Origin of the sequence: Kribbella antiqua, from assembly GCF_004345665.1 — a bacterium.
Taxonomy (GTDB): domain Bacteria; phylum Actinomycetota; class Actinomycetes; order Propionibacteriales; family Kribbellaceae; genus Kribbella; species Kribbella antiqua.
In genome coordinates this window covers 411,155-428,974 of sequence record NZ_SLWR01000008.1, presented here as the reverse complement: position 1 = coordinate 428,974, position 17,820 = coordinate 411,155, and the positions used below count along the sequence as shown (strand labels likewise).

The following is a 17,820-nucleotide window of genomic DNA, read 5'->3' as shown; positions in this document are numbered from 1 at the left end:
TGATGCCCCGAGCCCTGCCACACACCAAGCTGACCGCTATGCACAGCGACGCAGAAGACCGCAACCAATGATGTGAGCCAGGTCACGTCACGCCGGGTGGCCCGGCGCGTGTCCGAGAGGGTGACGACGACTTGAGGAGGCTCACATGGCCCGGATCGCGCTTGAGCATGACAGGACCTGGTTTGTGCGGTTGGTGGAGTGGGGCAGCCGGAAGAAGTACGGCAAGGTGCCGGATCCCGGGAAGATGGCGTTGCACAACCGGCGGGTGCTGACGACGATGCTGCTGACCGAGGGGTCGGCGGCGCGATGGAACACCGTGGACCCGGTGCTGAAGGCGCTCGCTGTGATGGTGGTGTCGGCGCGGATCGGGTGCAGCTGGTGCATGGACTTCGGGTATTGGGAGTTTCATCACCAAGGCCTCGCCCCGGCGAAGCTGCGGGATGTGCCAGGGTGGCGGGGCAGCGACGTCTACACGGATCTGGAGCGCGCAGTAATGGACTACGCCGAGGCGATGACGGCGACTCCGCCGGAGGTCACCGATGAACAGGTCGAGCGTCTGCGCCGCGACCTGACCGACGAGCAACTGGTCGAGCTCACCGCGATGATCTCGCTGGAGAACTACCGCTCCCGGTTCAACGCCGCCCTCGGTCTCACCAGCCAAGGCTTCAAGGATCATTGCGAGCTGAGGCCGGCGTGAGTACGGAAGAGACCTTGGCGCGTGAGTTCGATGAGCATCGGTCGGTGCTGGTTGGCGCGGCGTACCGGGTGGTGGGCAGCGTGAGCGACGCGGAGGACGTCGTACAGGAGGCCTGGTTGCGGTGGGCAGGGGTGGATCACGAGGAGGTGCGGGACACCCGCGCGTACCTGATCCGCATCACCACCCGGCTCGCGCTCAACCGGCTGCGCGAGCAGAAGGCGCGGCGGGAGCAGTACGTCGGCCCGTGGTTGCCGGAGCCGCTGACGCCCATCGGAGACGACCCCGCCGACACTGTCGAGCTGGCGGACTCGGTCAGCATGGCGATGCTCGTCGTACTCGAGACCCTCACGCCGCTCGAGCGCGCCACGTTCGTCCTGCGTGAGGTGTTCGATCTCCCGTACGACGAGATCGCCGAAACGCTCGGCCGGTCGGAGACCGCCGTACGGCAGCTGGCTCACCGGGCCCGGTCGCACGTCGAGGCGCGGCAGCCGCGGCGGCCGGTGGACAAGGCGCGGCACAACGAGCTCACCATGCAGTTCATGGCGGCCGCCGGATCCGGCGACTTCCATCAGGTGGTGTCGCTGCTCGCGCCGGACGCGGTCCTGATCAGCGACGGCGGCGGCAAGAAGCAGGCGGCGCTGCGCCCGATCCACGGCGCGGACAAGATCGCCCGCTGGCTGTTCGGTGTGCTGGCGCGGAACGAAGGCTACGAGATCCGGATGTCGACCCTGAACGGTCAGTCCGCGTACATCGCCTACTTCGACGACGAGCCGGACACGGTGATCTTCATGGAGACCACCGACGACGCGATCACCGACCTCTACCTCATCCGCAACCCGGACAAGCTCACCACGGTCCCGCCGCTGCACGCACACGAGTGAGGAACGGCCGGAGACGCGCCACGACCTCGTCGAGGTGCGTCTCCAGCAACCAGTGACCGCCGTCCTCGAACAGGTGCAGCTCAGCATCAGGTACGTCGGTCAGGTACGCGCGGGCCGACTCTGCCGGCATGTAACCGTCCTGCGGTCCCCACACGATCAGCGTCGGCGGCTGATGCTTGCGCAGATACGCCTGGTACTCCGGGAACCGCCGTACGCTCTCGGCGATTTCAGCGAAGAAGCCGACCATGATGTCGCGGTGGTCGCGCATCAGCGGCCAGGCGAGCTGCCAGAGGTCAGGGCTGATCCGCTCGGCAACCTCAGGTGCCACCTCGCCGAGCACCTCCTCGCGAAGGCCCTCGAAACTGACGGCTTGCGCGAGCTCGTCCGACGGGTTGGCCCAGTGCGCCTTCAACGCGTCGTACTTCGGCCCGAGTGTCTCCTCGTAGGCGTCACCGTTCTGGATGATCAGCGCGACGATGCGCGCCGGGTCCTTCAGGGCGAGCTGGAAACCGGCTTGCGAGCCGTAGTCGAAGAGATAGAGCGCGAACCGCTCCACCCCCAATGCCTTGACGAACCCGTCAAGCAGGTCCGCATAACCGCCGAAGCTGTAGTCGAAATCGGCCGGCGCCTCGCTGTACCCGAACCCGGGGAAGTCAGGCGCCAGCAGCCGCCATTCGTCGGCGAGGGCGGGCATGAGGGCGCGGTACTGGAAGGACGAGGACGGGTAGCCGTGCGGCAGCAGTACGACGGGAGCGTCGGGCGGGCCGGCTTCGCGGTAGAAGATGTCGACGCCGCCGACGTTGACGGTTTTGTGTGTGACGGTAGCCATGTAGCCCGGTGTACCCACCTCGGCGGACCGTAGACTATCTGCAACTCAGTCGCAGATGGAGGCGGTGTGAAATACCTGGTGGTGGAACCGGACGAGACGTTGGCGCCTGGGCTGCGGGCGGACCTGCTGGATACCTGGGTGGCGGCTACCGATGCGGGTGGCGCGGTCGGGTTCACCGCACCGGCGCCGGTCGAGAAGGTTGCCGACGCGCTCGACGCGGCGCTCGGGCGCGTGGCCGCCGGGCTCGACCTGCTGGGCGTGCTGCACAACGGGGAGCGGTACGTCGGGATGGGGCTGCTGGTGAGTCGAGGCGCCCATTGGCGCACGGTGCTCCGGCTGATGGTCCACCCGGCGTACCAGGGCAACGGCGCGGGACGGCTGCTGATGGAAGGGCTGCGCGGATCTGCCGTCGACCTTGGACTGCTGCAGCTCCAGCTGACGATCCGCGGCGGCACCGGCCTCGAGAACTTCTACCAACCACTCGGCTATCACGTGGTCGGCCGGCACCCACGCGCGATCCGCCTCGCCGACGACGACTACCGCGACGAGATCACCCTGATCAAAAGCCTGTAGGCACGACTTCCGGCCCTCGCCGACGGCTGGTCGGAGCCGACGGCTGAGCGTCAGCTCGGTGCGTTGTGCGTGGTTGGTGAGTGCTGGAAATCCGGTCAGCGCGAGCGTCGGGAGATGGCGGCCAGGGTCGCGCCCAGGGCGGTGAGCAGCGCGCCGAGAGTCAGCAAGACAGCAGGCGGGCCGCCGGTGGCCGGGATGGTCTCGACGACGTCGACGTCCGGTGTCGGTGGGGCGCCGACCCGGAATCGCACCGGGGCAGCGACGACCGTGCCCTCCGCGTCGGTCCGCTCGTAGGTGACCTTGGCCATGCCGGTGAAGCCAGACGCCGGGACCAGCTTGATCGTGCCGTTGGAGTCGACACTCCAGGTGCCGTCGGCGTCGACGTACTGCTTCGTGCAGGTGGCGGGGCCGGTGCGGAGGCAGACTGTGCTCGGCGATCCGCCGCCGTCGTTAAGGAGCGGGTTCACCGCGACCGGGTTGCCCGGCGTACCGGTGCCGGTGTCCTCAGTGGCCGTGGCGAGGATCGGCTCGGCGACAGTGACCTCGAGCAGTGCCGCGTCCGCGCTGCCGTTGGCGTCGGTGACCCGGTAGGCGACCGATCTCGTCGTACCGCTGAAGTCTTCGGCAGGGGTGAAGGTGACCACACCATCGGAGCCGACCGCAAAGCGGCCCTCATCCGCGATGGTCACCGACTTCTTGTCCTGCCCGTCCGCCGGATCACGCAGTACGACGGACTCCGGCATGAGCGGCGCCGACTGATCACCGGCCTTGTCGTTGCCCAGCACCTGAACGACAACTGCCTTGCCAAAGCCTGTACGCGCGCTGTCGTCGACGGCCACCGGACGCACCGGAACCACCGTCGCCGTGATCGTCGCGCGGGCCGCGTTGTGGTTGCTGTCCTTCACCTCGTACGCCGCCGGCCGCGCGGTGCCGGTGAACGTCGGCACCGGGCTGAACGTGACCTTGCCATTGGCAACTGCGAACTCGCCCTGACCAGCGGCGACCAAGCGATCCACGAGACCCGACGGGCCGACGAGCAAGACCGTTGCCGGATCCAACGATGCTCCAGGCCCCGGCTTGTCGTTCGCCAGCGGATCCACGGTCACCGGCAGATGCTGCTTGGTCCGCGCCGCATCGGGGGTCGCCACGGGCCGAGCCTGGACGGTCACGGTCAACGCAGCCGTCCCGATGCTCCCGTTGCTGTCGGCAACTTGATAGCCGACCGGCGTCGCCGTACCGGCGAACCCGTCGACAGGCGTGAGCCGGATCCCGCCATCGGGCTGCACGGTGTATGTGCCCTCGCCCGCCACCTCCAGCGACGGCACGGGATCACCGGACACCGGGTCGATCAACCGCACCTCGTGCAGCGACGCCGACGCGTCACCAGGCTTGTCGTTCGCCAGCACGGCCACGGTCACCGCGGTCTCGAACGGCGTAGTCGCCTTGTCATCCACGACGACTGGAACAACCGGCTGGACCGTCACCGCGACAGTCGACGCGGTCGTGTTGCCGCTCGTGTCCGTCACGCGATAGGCGACCGAGGCGACACCGCGGAACGTCGCGAGCGGGTCGAGCTTGAGCTGCCCGGTGACCTTGTCGACTGTGAAGGTGCCCTGTCCCGAGACTGTTGCCGCCCGCCCCCACTGTCCCGCGTACACCTGGACCGACGTCTTCTCGAGTTCGGCGTCCGTCCCCGGCTTGTCGTTGGCCAGCGGGTCCAGAGTCATGGTGACGTTCTGCTTCGTCGTACCCGAATCGGCCGCGGCCTCGGGGCCCTTGCCCACGGTCAGGAAGAGCAGGCCCTCTGCGGTCGTGCCGTTGTCGTCCGTGATCCGGTACGTCGCCGGCGTCGTCACGCCCTGGTAGTCCTTGACCGGCGTGAAGGTGATCGACCCGTCGTCGCCCGCGGCGTAGCTGCCTTCACCGGCCTGGGTCACCTTCTTGCGATACCCACCACCCGCGGGATCCTTGAGCACCAGGCTCGACCGGACCAGCGGCGCCGACGGATCGCCGGGCTTGTCGTTGGCCAGCACGTTCACCGCGATCGGCTGGTTGTACGGCGTGATCGCCGAGTCGTCGACGGTGACCGGCCAGATCGGCGTGACCTGCATGGTCAGCGTGGAAGCGGCGACGTTGTCGTTCGAGTCGGCGACGCGGTAGTTGATCGCCAGCGCCTTGCCGCGGAAGGCCGGCAGCGGATCGAAGACGACCGCGCCGCTGGGCTGCACGGTGTAAGTGCCCTGCCCGGGGACGGTGACCTTCTTCAAGTAGCCGGCCGTCCGGGCCGCGGGATCGAGCAGCCCAACCGTGGACGGGTCGAGCTTCGCGTCCGTGCCCGGGCTGTCGTTGGACAGGACGTTCACGGTCACCGGGACGTCCTGCTGCGTCGACGCGGAGTCGGCGACGGCGATCGGCGGCAGACCGACCGTGATCCACAGCGTCGCGGTCGTCAACGTTCCGTTGCTGTCGGCCACTTGATACGTCAGCACAGTCCCTGGACCGCGGAAGGTCGCGCCTGGATCGAAGGACACCACTCCCCCGGCAGCGGTGTAGACGCCCTCGTTCGGGATCGTCACAGTTGCCTTGAGCATCCCATCGGCCGGATCGGTCAGCAGCAGCGAGCTCGGTAGCAATGGCGCCGAGGTGTCACCCGGCTTGTCGTTCGCCAGCACCTTGACCTTGACAGTCTTGTCGTACGGCGTCGTCGCGGTGTCGTCAGCCGCCACCGGAGTAATGGGCGTGATGGTGACGGTGATGGTCGACCGAGCCGCCTGGTCGAACCAGTCCGACACGCGATACGTCACCGGGGTCGCCGTACCCGTGAAGCCCGGCAGCGGATCAACGGTCACGGTGCCGTCGAGATTCACCTGGTAGCTGCCCTGGCCTGCGACCTTGACCAGCTTCTTCAGTGAGCCATCGGCCGGATCGACCAGGACCACGCTGACCGGGTCGAGGCCCGTGCCCTCGCCTGCCGTGTCGTTGGCGAGCGGATCGAGGACCAGCCGGACGTTCTGCTTGCCGGTGGCCGTGTCGGGCTTCGCGGTCGGCGGGTCCGGCTTCGCGATGTTGACGGTCAGCGTCGCAGTGGCCAGCGTGCCGTTGACATCCGAGACGCGGTAGGTGATCGGCGCCGCGACACCGGTGTAGGTCGGCAGCGGATCAACCTCGATCTTCCCCTCCTGCGTCACCGTGTACGACGCCTCGCCGTCGACGACGACCTTGGTCTTCGGCTCCTGCGTCTTCGGGTCGAGCACCCGCACGCTGCTCGGCACCAGCGGCACCGCCGGATCGCCCGCACTGTCGTTCGTCAGCACGGCGACAGTGATGGTCGCGTCATAGGACGCTCGCGCCGTGTCGTCCGACGCATCCGGCTGCACCTTGGTCACCTGGACCGCGAGCGTCGACTTCCCGATCGCCCCGTTGCCGTCAGCAACCTGGTAGCTGACCGGCGTCGCCGTACCACTGAAGGCCGGCAGCGGCTCGAAGAGGACCTGACCGTCAGGCTTCGCCGTGTACTTGCCTTGTCCCGCGACGCTGAGAGTCGGCATTGGCTTGCCCGAGGCGATCAGCCGCACGCTGTCCAGCACCAGCGCGGACCCGGTCGGCCCAGGCTTGTCGTTGTCCAGTACGCCGATCAGGACCGAACCACCCTGCAGCGTCGTGATCGCATCCGGGTTCGCCACCGGCGGACCGGGCGCGTCGACGGACACGGTCAGCTCGGCTCGCGCCGGCGTCCCGTTCAGGTCGGCCACCTGATAGGTCTGTGGCGTCGCGACTCCCTTGAACCCGTGCACCGGCCGGAACGTCACCTTGCCGTCGGCAATCAAGAAGGTGCCCTGCCGCGGCACGGTCACCTTGTCGACAAGTTTGCCGTGATCAACCAGTCGCAGACTCGCTGGATCCAGCGGAGCGTCCGGCGATCCGGGCAGGACGTTGTCCAGCACCGGTACGACGATGTCCGTGTCGAACGGCGTCGACACCGAGTCGCCACTCGCCTTCGGGGTCACTGGCGTGACTGTGACGGTCAAGGTCGACTCGGCGTTCTGCTGCGTGCTGTCCGTGACGCGGTAGCCGAGAGAGGTGCCGACGCCAGTGAACTGCCGCAGCGGGATGAAGTCCACGCCGCCGTTCGGCTTGACGGCGTACGTGCCCTCGCCGGCGATGACGACCTTCCTCTTGAAGGTGGTGTCGGCCGGGTCGCGGAGTACGACCGAGCCGGGGATCAGCGTGACGCCGGGCGCGGCGCGGTCGTTGCCGAGCGGCTTGACGGAGACGCTGACGTTCTGCGGGGTGGTCGCGGTGTCGGGCGTCGCGACCGGCTTGGCCGGGAGTGCGACGGTGAGCGTGAGTGTGGCCGTGCCGGTGGTGCCGTTGCTGTCGGCAACCAGGTAGGTGACGGGCTTGGCCAGGCCAGCGAAGCCCGGCACCGGTTCGATGTCGATCTTGCCGTCGGGCTTGGCGACGTACTTGGCTTGCCCGACGACGTTCACCATCGGCACGCACTCGTCGTCGCCGATCAGGCACAGTGAGCCGGGCTTGAGCGGCGTACTCGGATCGCCCGGCTTGTCGTTGCCGAGGACATCAACCGTCAGGCCGGTGTTGAATGCGGTGGTCGCGGTGTCGTCGAGCAGGACCGGCGGTGGCGGCGGCGCGATCAGGATCGCGTGGTCCTCGACCTCACCGGAGTCGGCGGCACCGGTCGGCTTCTCGACCAGCGCGCTGTTGTAGCCGACCCGGACCCGCGCGTACGACGCTCCAGCCGTCGGGCGCGAGTACTTCGACCAGTTAAGCGTGACGGCACCTTGGCCGGCGGCGAAGCCGGCGCAGGCGCGTTCGGCCGGCTGGAACGAGCCGTTGCGGTCGAGGTCGATCCAGGCGCACGCGCGGCCGGCCTTCGAGGCGCCGGTGAGTGCCAGCTCGGCGGAGTAAGCGGTCGAGTTGGTTCGGAGTGGCTTGAAGGTGACGCCGTCGTCGGCCTGGTCGGGCATCGCCGGGCCGGTGGTGCCGTTGGCAACGGTCGCGTTGTCCTCGGTGGCGTCCTTGCCGAGGCGAAGATCGCTGAGCACCGACCAGGCGGCGCCGTACGACGTGGGTGCGTCACCGAAGTCCTCGCCGGTCGACGCGAGGATCGAGAACGCGTCGCCGGAGCTCGGGGTGTTGAAGGCGGGGAGCTTCGGGTGCTTGGTGAAGAACGCGGTGACGTCGAAGGTGATCTTGGTGGCGACGCCGTTGACGCGGACCGAACCGCAGGCGGCCGTCGCCGAGGCGTCTGGGCCGGTGCCGATCTTGTTGTTGATGCAGTTCGGGCCGGCGTCGTGATTGGCGGCGGTCACGGTGTCGCTGGTGACGGCGAGGTTGTTGCCCTGGCCAACCTTGGTGAGGCTCAACCCGGCGGTGGTGAGCTTGAGCACCGAGTGCAGCTCGGACTGGGCGGTGGGGTTGCCGCTCACGGTTTGAGTGACGGCGCCGCCGATGCCGGCGAAGTGCAGGACCGGGTTGCGAACGGGCTCGGAGAAGGCGATCGTCACGGTGCCGCGGTCACCGCAACTGCCGGTGGACGCACAGGTCCCGGTGTTGACCAGGAGATCCTGGGCCGGCGTCGTACGCGCGATCGGCGGTGCGTAGGTGGTCGGACCGGTGCCGCGCACACCCGCGGTGGTTGCATCCAGCAACTCGGTTTGCCCGGTGACCGTGATCGTCTGCTTCAGCCCAGAGCCAGGCATGATCGCCGTCGCAGCCGTACCTTGCGCGAAAGGTGCTGAAGGCACCTGATACGCGGCTGCGTCGACCGCGCCGAGCGACAGCAGGCCGACAACCAGCAGCATGGACGTCGCCCGCATTTGCCGCCCTCCCGAGCACTCACGTTTCCGCATGCGTCGGCCACGGGGCGGGCGGGCCAGCGTAGAGGTAACGGTCTACGCCAACTCGATGTTACGGGCTAATCACTTTCCGAGTTCGTAGATTCGTACGTCGCCGACGCTGTGTCGCAGCCGGGCCAGCTTGTCGAGCCGCCAGTTGATGACCCCGTCGCGGCCGTCGGCGAACAGCCAGCGCACGTGGTAGTCGTCCTGCAGCCGCTGCAACACCTGCGGCGTCGGTTGCCGGAGCGCCTCGTTCGTGATCGCGACCCGGTCGGGCCACGGCGACGGCTGCATGTTGTACCGCTTGCCGTCGACCCCCTGCTGCGCCATCGCCTGGTTCGTGTACGCCCATCCTTCGATCAGCGTCCGCCGCCCCGCGATCCCGCTGATGATGTACCCGCGCGCATCGCACCCCGGCGCCTGCGAACCGGCGGGTCGGCACCAGGTGTTCGACGCCACCACGTCGGTCGGCGCGGAGTTCTGCCCCAGCCAGATCGCCGCCGACTCCTCGTCCGGATACACCCACCAACGCGGCGCGTTGAAGACGTGCGCCCGTTCGGTGTCCCCATGCACGACGTTGTACGCGAACGACTTGATCGACCCGAGCAGCAGCAGGGTCACGACGACGATGATCACGCCGCCCGGCCGTCGTACGACGAAACGCCAGAGCAGGACCAGCACGATGGTCATACCGATCGCGAGCAGCAGCGGCCGGGCGACCAGCCACAACTTCTGCGACTGCGTCCCGACCTCGTAGGCATCGGTCAGCATCAGTACGGCGGCATAGCCGGTGGCGACCACCACGCCGACTGCCAAGAGCACCCACGGTTGCTTCGCCGTACGGGCGGCGTTCGCAGCAACCCAGGTCGCGGCCGCGATGCTGAACGGCATGGCGGTGTGGACGAAATAGCCCTCACTCAGCGACGGATGGTCGATCAGCAGATAGCCGGCCCAGCCCGCGATCAGCGCGCCGAGCAGAAACCAGGCCGCCGGATCACGCCGTAGCTTGCCGAACAGCCCGAAGCCCGCGACCGCCGCTGCCTGACTGATCAACAGCAGCAAGAACAGTACGGTCACGGCGACATAAGCGCCGTGCTCGAGCGCGGGCAGGACCAGCCCACCCTCCCCCGGCGGAGTGCGGTCTCCGGTCGCCGGCAAGTACTCGCCGGCCGACTTGAGGATGGCGAGGAACTGCAGACCCGACCCATTCGTGCTGCCGGCAACCGTCAGGAACGCGCCGACGCCCGCCACCACCAGCAGCGCTCCGGCGACAACAGCCCGCCAAGGGAACCGGCGCTGATGAAAGAGCAGGAAAACCGCCGACAACCCGACAGCCCCGACCAGCAGCGGCAGCACGGTCGGCTTCGAACCACCGCCAAGCAGCACCACGGCCAGCGTGACCACCCACAGCCCGCCACTCGCACCCCTGAACAGCAACTCGATCAGGAACACGGCCGCGGCGAGGCACGCGGTCATGCAGAACGTCTGCGAAGGACTGAGAAAGTTCAGCGGCGCCGACAGGTTCGCGGTCGTGTCGAAGAACAGGTACAACTGCGGCGCCGCGAGCGCACCAGCCGCGAGTACGCCGGTCCACCACGTACGGCTGACCGTCCGGGCCAGCGTCGCGCACGTCAGCAGTACGACGACCAGCCACGGCAGCAGCCACAGCCGGAACAGCACCATGGCCGGCGAGAGCCGGGTGATGTCGACCGCGCCGGCCATGTCTGCGTTGGCGAACCAGTGGTAGTCCAACCGCAGGCCCGCCACCTGTGGGAGCTCCGGCGGCACCGCCCGCATCAGTTCGTTCAGCATCGACAGGTGGTAGAGCAGGTCCTGGTAGTAGGCGTTTCCCTCCGGCGGCATCAGGTGGTACGCCATCACCCCGAGGGTGGTTCCCCCGAGCACCACCGCACACGCGATCGCGACTCCCCAGCTCCAGAGCACCGGCAGCGGGTTCGGTCGCTCGATCCGCCAGTGCCGACGCAGCGTCGGCACCGCGGCGAACAGAACCAGCACGATCGCCGGCCAGACGATCAACCACCGCTGCACGCCGACGGCGGTGAAGATCGCCCAGCCGATCATCTGCCAGGCGGCACCGACGACGGAACCAAGGCCGAAGTCCTCGGCCCAGTTGCCCGTACTACGCCAGGCCGCCCGCAGCAGCAGGATTCCCGGCAGGGCGACGCCCAGGGCGAAGTACCCGAAGTACTTGAGGATGGGTGTTGCTGAGACATCCACCGAGGCGAGACCGTAGACCGCGACTGCCAGGGGCAGCAGCCACGGGAAAGCCCGCCTCATTGATGGTGTACCGGTTCCTGGTGTCCGTGGTCTTCGAGGCTGTCGTATCCGACGAGGAACTGCGGCCGCCGCTGGCTCGACTGGAACAACCGAGCGACGTACTCACCCAGCAGGCCGAGGCAGAGCAACTGGATCGCGCCGATCACGCTGACGGCGAGCACGGTCGACGTCCAACCGGGGATGCCCCGGCCGGAGAGCTTGACGATCAGCGCACCCACCACGAACAGCGCGGACAGCGTGCCACCGAGAAGTCCGAGCCAGGTCGCCAGTCGCAGCGGCGCCGCCGAGAACGCGGTGATGCTGTCGAAGGTGAGCCGGAGCATCTTGCTCAGGTTGTACTTCGTCGTACCAGCGGCTCGCTCGGCGCGGACGTACTTGACCTGGGTGCTCGGGAAGCCCAGCCACGGGATGACCAGGCGGAACACCCGGCCGTCGTCCGGCAGCGCATTCACCGCGTCGACGACCCGGCGCGACACCAGCCGGAAGTCCGCCGCGTCGAACGGGATCTGCTTGCCGACCAGCCGCGACATCAGCCGGTAGTAGCCCCGGGCCGTGGTGCGCTTGGCCCAGGAGTCGCTGGTGCGGTCCGACCGGACGCCGTACACGACATCGACGTCCTCCTTCTCGGCCGCCTCGATGAACTCCGCGATGACCTCCGGCGGGTCCTGCAGGTCGGCGTCGATGGTGACGACGTACTGGCCGCGGGCGCGGCGGAAGCCGGCCGACTGGGCGGCTTGGTGACCGCTGTTGCGCAGCAGCCGGACGACCCGCAGCTCCGGCCAGTCCTCGGCGGCTTTCAGCAGCATCGCCGCGGTCGCGTCGCGGCTTCCGTCGTCGACAACCAGGAGCTCGTAGGTGATGCCGAGGCCGTCGAGCAGCGGGTGCATCCGCTCGAAGAAGATCGGCAGCACTTCCTCTTCGTCGTACATCGGAACAACGACGGAGAGCTCGGGGGCCGTTTCCCGCATGGTGCGCAGACCTTCCAGTTCAGGCGTAACAGTTCTGAGGCGTCAATGACTGTACTCGGCGCACAGCCGAGTTGTGTTTCGGATCAGGCTCAAGGCGAAATTGCAACAGCTCCGGTACGACGTGGGTCACCGACTGCTCGCAATCCGTCAGCAGGATCCCAGAACGCGGCGGCGACCCCACCGAAGTACATCGAGTGTGGCGGCATCGGGCGTGTCGGCAGCGACGTCGACCCGGACACGGGCAGGTCGTCCTCGTAGTCGACCACGACATCCTGCCGCACCCGGACATGCAGCCGCGGGTGCTCGACGGCCTCCGCGAGCGGCAGCCCACCGTGCGTGTAGAGGGCGTAGACCTGCGCGATCGCGGTCGGGATCCGGTCCGATCCCGGGGAGCTGATCGCGAGTACGGCGCCGTCGGTCTCGCGGCGGGCGACACTCGGCGCCATGTTCGACGTCAGCCGTGTCCCGGGCGCGAGGCTGTGCGGGCCGCCGTGCAGCAGCTCCTGCTCGCCGAGCGCGTTGTTCAGCCAGATGCCGGTGCCTGGCGTGAGTACGCCGGAGCCGTAGCCGGACGAGACCGTGATCGCGCAGGCGTCGCCTTCGTCGTCCACCACCGACACAGTCGCCGTACTAGGTGAAGTCAGCGCTCTCAGATCGCCAGCCGAGGCTAGGTCCAGCAGCTTCTGGCCTTCGAGCGCGCGTACGTCTTCCTCATCGAGCTCAGCCAGCCGCTGCCCGAGTACGGCGTGTTGCACCTCGACGAGCCGGTCGAGCTCGGCCGGAGTCCAGCTGCCATCCGCCGGTACGCCGTCCAGTAGCGCGAGCATGGCCGCGATCGCCACTCCCCCGACGGCCGGCGGCGGGTTCGTGGCGAGGCGCCACCCGTTCTGCTTCACGACCAGCGCCGGGCGTACGACGGCCTCGTAGGCGGCCAAGTCCTCCGCGGTGAGGATGCCGTCGTTCTCGGCCATGTCGCGGATCAGGAGCTGGGCGAGGTCGCCGGTGTACATCGTCTCGGCGCCTTCGCGGGCGATCAGCTCGAGCGCCTCGGCGAGCTCAGGGATCACGATCGTGCTGCCGGCCTTGATCACCACGCCGTCCTGATCGTGCACGACGCGGTGGCTCGGCTGATGCCAGCCGAAGATGATCTCGTGGGTGTAGCCAAGGTAGTAGCCCGAGGTCCGGCTCAGCGGGAAGCCGTTCCGGGCGACGTCGATCGCGGGCTGGACGACCTCGCGCCAGGGCGCTTTGCCTGAACGCTGGTGCGCGAGGTCGAGCGCCTTCATCCCGCCGGGGGTCGCGACGGAGCCGTGGCCGACGGTTGTCGTCGTACCGCCGCCGTAGTCGGTGGTGACGTCCCAGACCCCGCGGCCGAACTGGTCGGTGGACAGGCCGCGGCCGGGCATCTCGACCCAGCCGTCGATGGTGACCGCCTCACCACCGGCGACCTGCAGCGTGACGAACCCGCCGGAGGCAGGCGAGACCACACCGATCTCGTTCACCATCGTCACCAACGTCGCGGCGATCGCGGCATCCACCGCGTTCCCACCTTCGGCCGCGACGCGAACGCCGGCCTCAGCTGCTGCTGCGTTGGGCGCGGCGACCGCCACTCGCGGGTGCCCGCCGTTCATGTCTTAGCCGACCCGCTGGACAGCGCCGAAGCGGTCGACTGCTACCTGGACGGCTGCTTGGCGGACGTCGGCGACCTCGTTCTCCTTCAGCGTCCGGTCGGCGGCCCGGAAGCGGAGCGCGAACGCTAACGACTTCTTGCCTTCGCCGATCTGCTCGCCGGTGTAGAGGTCGAACAGCCGGATCGACTCGAGCAGCTCGCCCGCGCCCTCGACCAGCGCCGCCTCGACCTCCGCCGCGGCGACCTCGGCCGGGACGATCAGCGCCACATCCTCCTTGGCGACCGGGTACGACGAGAACGGCTCGGCCGTGATCGACGACGGACCGGCCGCGATCAAGGCGTCGAGATCGAGCTCGGCCGCACACGAGCGGGCCGGTAGACCGAACGCCTGGCACACCTTCGGATGCAGCTCGCCCGCATGACCGATCACTTTGCCATCCACGGACAGCTCGGCGCACCGGCCCGGATGCCAGGGCGCCAGCTCTGTGTTCCTGACGACTGGCTCGACTCCGACTGCGGTGGCAACGGTCCGAGCCAGCTGGACGGCGTCCGCCCACCCGACTGGCTGACCCTTGCCCCACCAGCCGGTCGGCGTGCTCGAGCCGGTCAGCACCACACCGAGGTGGAGCGGCTGGTCCGGCAGAGCGTCGTACAGGGACTGGACTTCGGCGTCGCTCGGGCGCTGCGCGACGGACGGCAGCGGCGCGGGCTTCGACTCCGGCTTGGGCAGGAAGACCAGGCCGGTCTGGAAGATCGCCAGGTCGGATGCGCCGCGGCCGACGTTGCGCTCGGCCGTCCGGAGCAGCGTCGGCAGCAGCGTGGTCTGCATCGACGGTTCTTCGTCGGACAGCGGGTTGACCAGCTTGACCGTCGTACGACGTGGGTCCTCGGCGGGCAGGCCCATCGCGTCGAAGTCGGCCGCACCGATGAACGGGTACGAGACGACTTCGGTCAGACCGGCGCCGACCAGCGCGGTCGCGATCCGGCGGCGGCGCCGCTGCGACACCGTCAGGCCCTGACCACCCGGCGCGGGCGGCAGGATCGACGGCACGTTGTCGTAGCCGAACAGCCGGATGACCTCTTCGGCGAAGTCGTTCGGGTCCCGTAGGTCCGGCCGCCACGACGGCGGCGTCACGGTGATCAGGTCGTCCCCGGCCAGCGCCGCGCCACCACCGGTGGCTGCCCCGGCGCGAGGCTCCACGACGAGGGCCGGTGAGTGCACGCCCGCCGCCAGCGACGCGGGGCGCGCGCCGTGCTCAGCCGGAGCCACGGTGCAGCCGACGGACTCCAGGTGGCGGACCGTCTCCTCGATCGTGATCGGCGCACCGGCGACGCGGGCCGCGTGGTCAGCCCGGATCGTCACCGGCTCCGGCAAAGCGTGGGTGTCGACGATGGTCTCGTCGGCCAGGATCGTGCCGCCGGCCAGCTCGGCCAGCAGGTCGGCCACCCGCTGAGCGGCGTACCGCGGCAGCAGCGGGTCGACCTCGCGCTCGAACCGCCGCGACGCCTCCGACGACAGCTTGTGCCGCCGCGACGCCCGGGCGATCACGATCGGGTGGAAATGCGCGGCCTCGATCACCACATCCGTGGTCGCGTCCGAGATCTCGGTGGTCGCACCACCCATCACCCCGGCGATGCCGATCGCGCCGGAGTCGTCGGTGATCAGCAGATCCTCGGCGTCCAGCTCACGGGTCTGGTCGTCCAGCGTCATCAGCTTCTCGCCGGCGTTGGCCCGCCGTACGACGATCTCGCCGGACAGCCGGGCCTTGTCGTAGCCGTGGATCGGCTGGCCGAGCTCGAGCATGACGTAGTTGGTCACGTCCACGCCGATGGAGATCGGCCGCATGCCCGCCGCGAGCAGCCGCTTCTGCAGCCAGCGCGGCGACTGCGCCTTCGCGTCGATGCCCGTGACCGTTCGCGTGACGAACACGCTGCACGCCTCGGCGTCGTCCACCCGGACCGGGTAGCCGCCGCTTCGATTTCCGTTGACGTCGAGATCCGCTGGATCCTTCAGCGCTACGCCGTACGCCGTCGCGGCCTCGCGGGCGACACCCCGGATGGACAGGCAGTAGCCGCGGTCGGGGGTGACCGCGATGTCGAGTACGTCGTCCCGCAGCGCCAGCAGCTCGATCGCGTCGTCACCCGGCGTCGCCTCACCTGGCTCGAGTACGACGATGCCGTGCGTACCGTCGTCACCAAGGCCGAGCTCCGAGCTGGAGCAGATCATGCCATTCGAGACGTGCCCATAAGTCTTCCGCGCGGAGATCGCGAAGCCACCCGGCAGGACGGCGCCTGGCAGCACGACCACGACCAGGTCGCCGACCTCGAAGTTGTGCGCACCGCAGACGACCCACTGCGGCTCGTCCTTGCCGATGTCCAGCGAGCACCAGCGGATGGTCTTGCCGTTCTTCTGCGGCTCGTTCTCGTACGTGAGCACCTTGCCGACGACCAGCGGGCCGGTCAGGTCCGACTCCTCGACGGTCTCCACCTCGAGGCCGGCCCGGATCAGCTTCTCCGCGACGTCGCGACCCGTCACGCCGGCCGGCAGGTCGACGTACTCACGAAGCCATGACAGTGGGACCCGCATCAGATCTCCATCCCGAACTGGCGGCTGAACCGCACATCACCCTCGACCATGTCCCGCATGTCCTCGACGCCGTTGCGGAACATCAGCGTCCGCTCCAGGCCCATCCCGAAGGCGAAGCCGGAGTACCGGTCGGTGTCGATGCCGCAGGCCTGCAGGACGCGCGGGTTCACCACGCCGCAGCCGCCCCACTCGATCCAGCCTTCGCTACCGCAGGTCCGGCACGGGCGGTCGGGGTTGCCGACGGACGCGCCGCGGCAGACGAAGCACTTCAGGTCGACCTCGGCGGACGGCTCGGTGAACGGGAAGAAGTTCGGCCGCAGCCGCGCCTCCAGGCCCTCGCCGAACATCGAGACGACGAAGTGGTCGAGGGTGCCCTTGAGGTGCGCGAGGGTGATGCCTTCGTCCACAACCAGGCCTTCGACCTGGTAGAAGACCGGGGTGTGGGTCGCGTCCAGCTCGTCGGTGCGGAACACGCGGCCCGGGCAGATCACATAGATCGGCGGCTTGCGGGTCAGCATCGACCGCGCCTGCACCGGCGAGGTGTGGGTCCGCAGCACCTTGCCCGAACCGGCCGGCTCCACGAAGAAGGTGTCCTGCATCTGGCGGGCCGGGTGGTCCGGCTGGAAGTTCAGGGCGTCGAAGTTCAGCCATTCGGCCTCGATCTCGGGACCCTCGGCGACGTCCCAGCCGAGCGCGGTGAAGACGTCCGCGATCTGCTCGGAGATCAGCGAGAGCGGGTGCCGCGCGCCGAGCTCAGGCGTGTGCCACGGCAGCGTCACGTCGACCCGCTCGGTGGCGAGCATCCGCTCCTCGTGCTCGGCCTCCAGTACGGCGAGCCGGGCAGCGAACGCCTCGTTGATCGCCTTCCGGGCGGCGCCGATCCGCTGACCGGCTTCCTTCCGGCCCTGCGGCGGCAGCGCGCCGATCTCCCGATTGGCCAGCGCGATCGGCGACTTCTCCCCGAGATGCGCGACCTTCGCCTCCTGCAGGGCAGCCAGATCGGCCGCCTCGGCAAACGCCTTCAGCGCCTCGTCCCGGGTCCGCTCCACCTCTTCGGCATGCAACGGTGTCACTTCGACCGGGTCGTACTGCGTATTGGGACCGGACATTGGCTCGCTCTCGGGTGCTGGTTCCACAAACTGCTCAAGGCAGTCTAGGAAGGTCCAGCCCCCAACCGTGAATCGGCCATCCACACACCCCGGCTCCCGTCCGCTCGCGCAACCCCAGGCGCCGACCCTCCCGCTCGTCGGTTGCGGACCCAGATTCTCCCTCCGCAGCCCGCAAGCTCGTGCGCTGACCCCTGAACTGGAAGGTTTACCCCCTCGGAACCTGAGTGGGTAACCGGCACTTCTGACTGGTCTGTGGCGCTGTGGGCGCATGCTCTGAGCGCAGGGGACATTTGGACAGGACGTGTCTGCGTTCGGCAGGCGCACCTACGCTCACGCCATCGGCCGCAACCCAGCCAGTGGGCGTATATGTCCTGTCGATCTGCACAG

General features: G+C 68.5%; 10 protein-coding genes. 3 read left to right on the top strand and 7 right to left on the bottom strand.

Annotated features, from left to right (window positions below; genetic code table 11):
• Positions 1–145: 145 nt before the first annotated feature.
• Positions 146–697 (top strand): carboxymuconolactone decarboxylase family protein, encoded by a 552-nt coding sequence (locus tag EV646_RS24390; RefSeq protein WP_132152346.1) that lies wholly within the window; start codon positions 146–148, stop codon positions 695–697.
• Positions 694–1,578 (top strand): RNA polymerase sigma-70 factor, encoded by an 885-nt coding sequence (locus tag EV646_RS24385; RefSeq protein WP_132152344.1) that lies wholly within the window; start codon positions 694–696, stop codon positions 1,576–1,578. The genes EV646_RS24390 and EV646_RS24385 overlap by 4 nt, the downstream gene beginning before the upstream one ends.
• Here the strand turns inward: EV646_RS24385 and EV646_RS24380 are convergent.
• Complete coding sequence (locus tag EV646_RS24380; RefSeq protein ID WP_132152342.1) at positions 1,544–2,407, bottom strand: alpha/beta fold hydrolase; 864 nt, start codon at positions 2,405–2,407, stop codon at positions 1,544–1,546. The two genes, EV646_RS24385 and EV646_RS24380, sit on opposite strands and share 35 nt — an antisense overlap.
• Before the next feature lie 66 nt (positions 2,408–2,473).
• Here EV646_RS24380 and EV646_RS24375 point away from each other — a divergent pair, with 66 nt between their 5' ends.
• Positions 2,474–2,980, top strand: a complete 507-nt coding sequence (locus EV646_RS24375) for a GNAT family N-acetyltransferase (protein ID WP_132152340.1) — start codon at positions 2,474–2,476, stop codon at positions 2,978–2,980.
• A 95-nt stretch (positions 2,981–3,075) separates the two neighbouring features.
• On the opposite strand, the gene EV646_RS24370 is transcribed toward EV646_RS24375, so the two are convergent.
• From EV646_RS24370 to pheS, 6 genes are all read right to left on the bottom strand, one after another.
• Entirely contained in the window at positions 3,076–8,820 is a 5,745-nt protein-coding gene (locus tag EV646_RS24370; RefSeq protein WP_241996294.1) for an Ig-like domain-containing protein, read from the bottom strand.
• A gap of 102 nt (positions 8,821–8,922) precedes the next feature.
• Positions 8,923–11,139, bottom strand: coding sequence for a hypothetical protein (locus tag EV646_RS24365; RefSeq protein WP_132152336.1), 2,217 nt, complete (start codon positions 11,137–11,139; stop codon positions 8,923–8,925).
• Positions 11,136–12,107, bottom strand: coding sequence for a glycosyltransferase family 2 protein (locus EV646_RS24360; RefSeq protein WP_132152334.1), 972 nt, complete (start codon positions 12,105–12,107; stop codon positions 11,136–11,138). The genes EV646_RS24365 and EV646_RS24360 overlap by 4 nt, the downstream gene beginning before the upstream one ends.
• Before the next feature lie 89 nt (positions 12,108–12,196).
• Positions 12,197–13,738, bottom strand: a complete 1,542-nt coding sequence (locus EV646_RS24355) for a gamma-glutamyltransferase (protein WP_132152332.1) — start codon at positions 13,736–13,738, stop codon at positions 12,197–12,199.
• Positions 13,739–13,741: 3 nt separating this feature from the next.
• Positions 13,742–16,324 carry a phenylalanine--tRNA ligase subunit beta gene (gene pheT / locus EV646_RS24350; protein ID WP_132152330.1) on the bottom strand — a complete coding sequence of 861 codons (2,583 nt, stop codon included), beginning with the start codon at positions 16,322–16,324 and terminating at the stop codon, positions 13,742–13,744.
• A complete protein-coding gene (pheS, locus tag EV646_RS24345; RefSeq protein ID WP_132152328.1) occupies positions 16,324–17,433 on the bottom strand; it encodes a phenylalanine--tRNA ligase subunit alpha in 1,110 nt (369 codons plus the stop codon). The genes pheT and pheS overlap by 1 nt, the downstream gene beginning before the upstream one ends.
• Positions 17,434–17,820 lie beyond the last annotated feature (387 nt).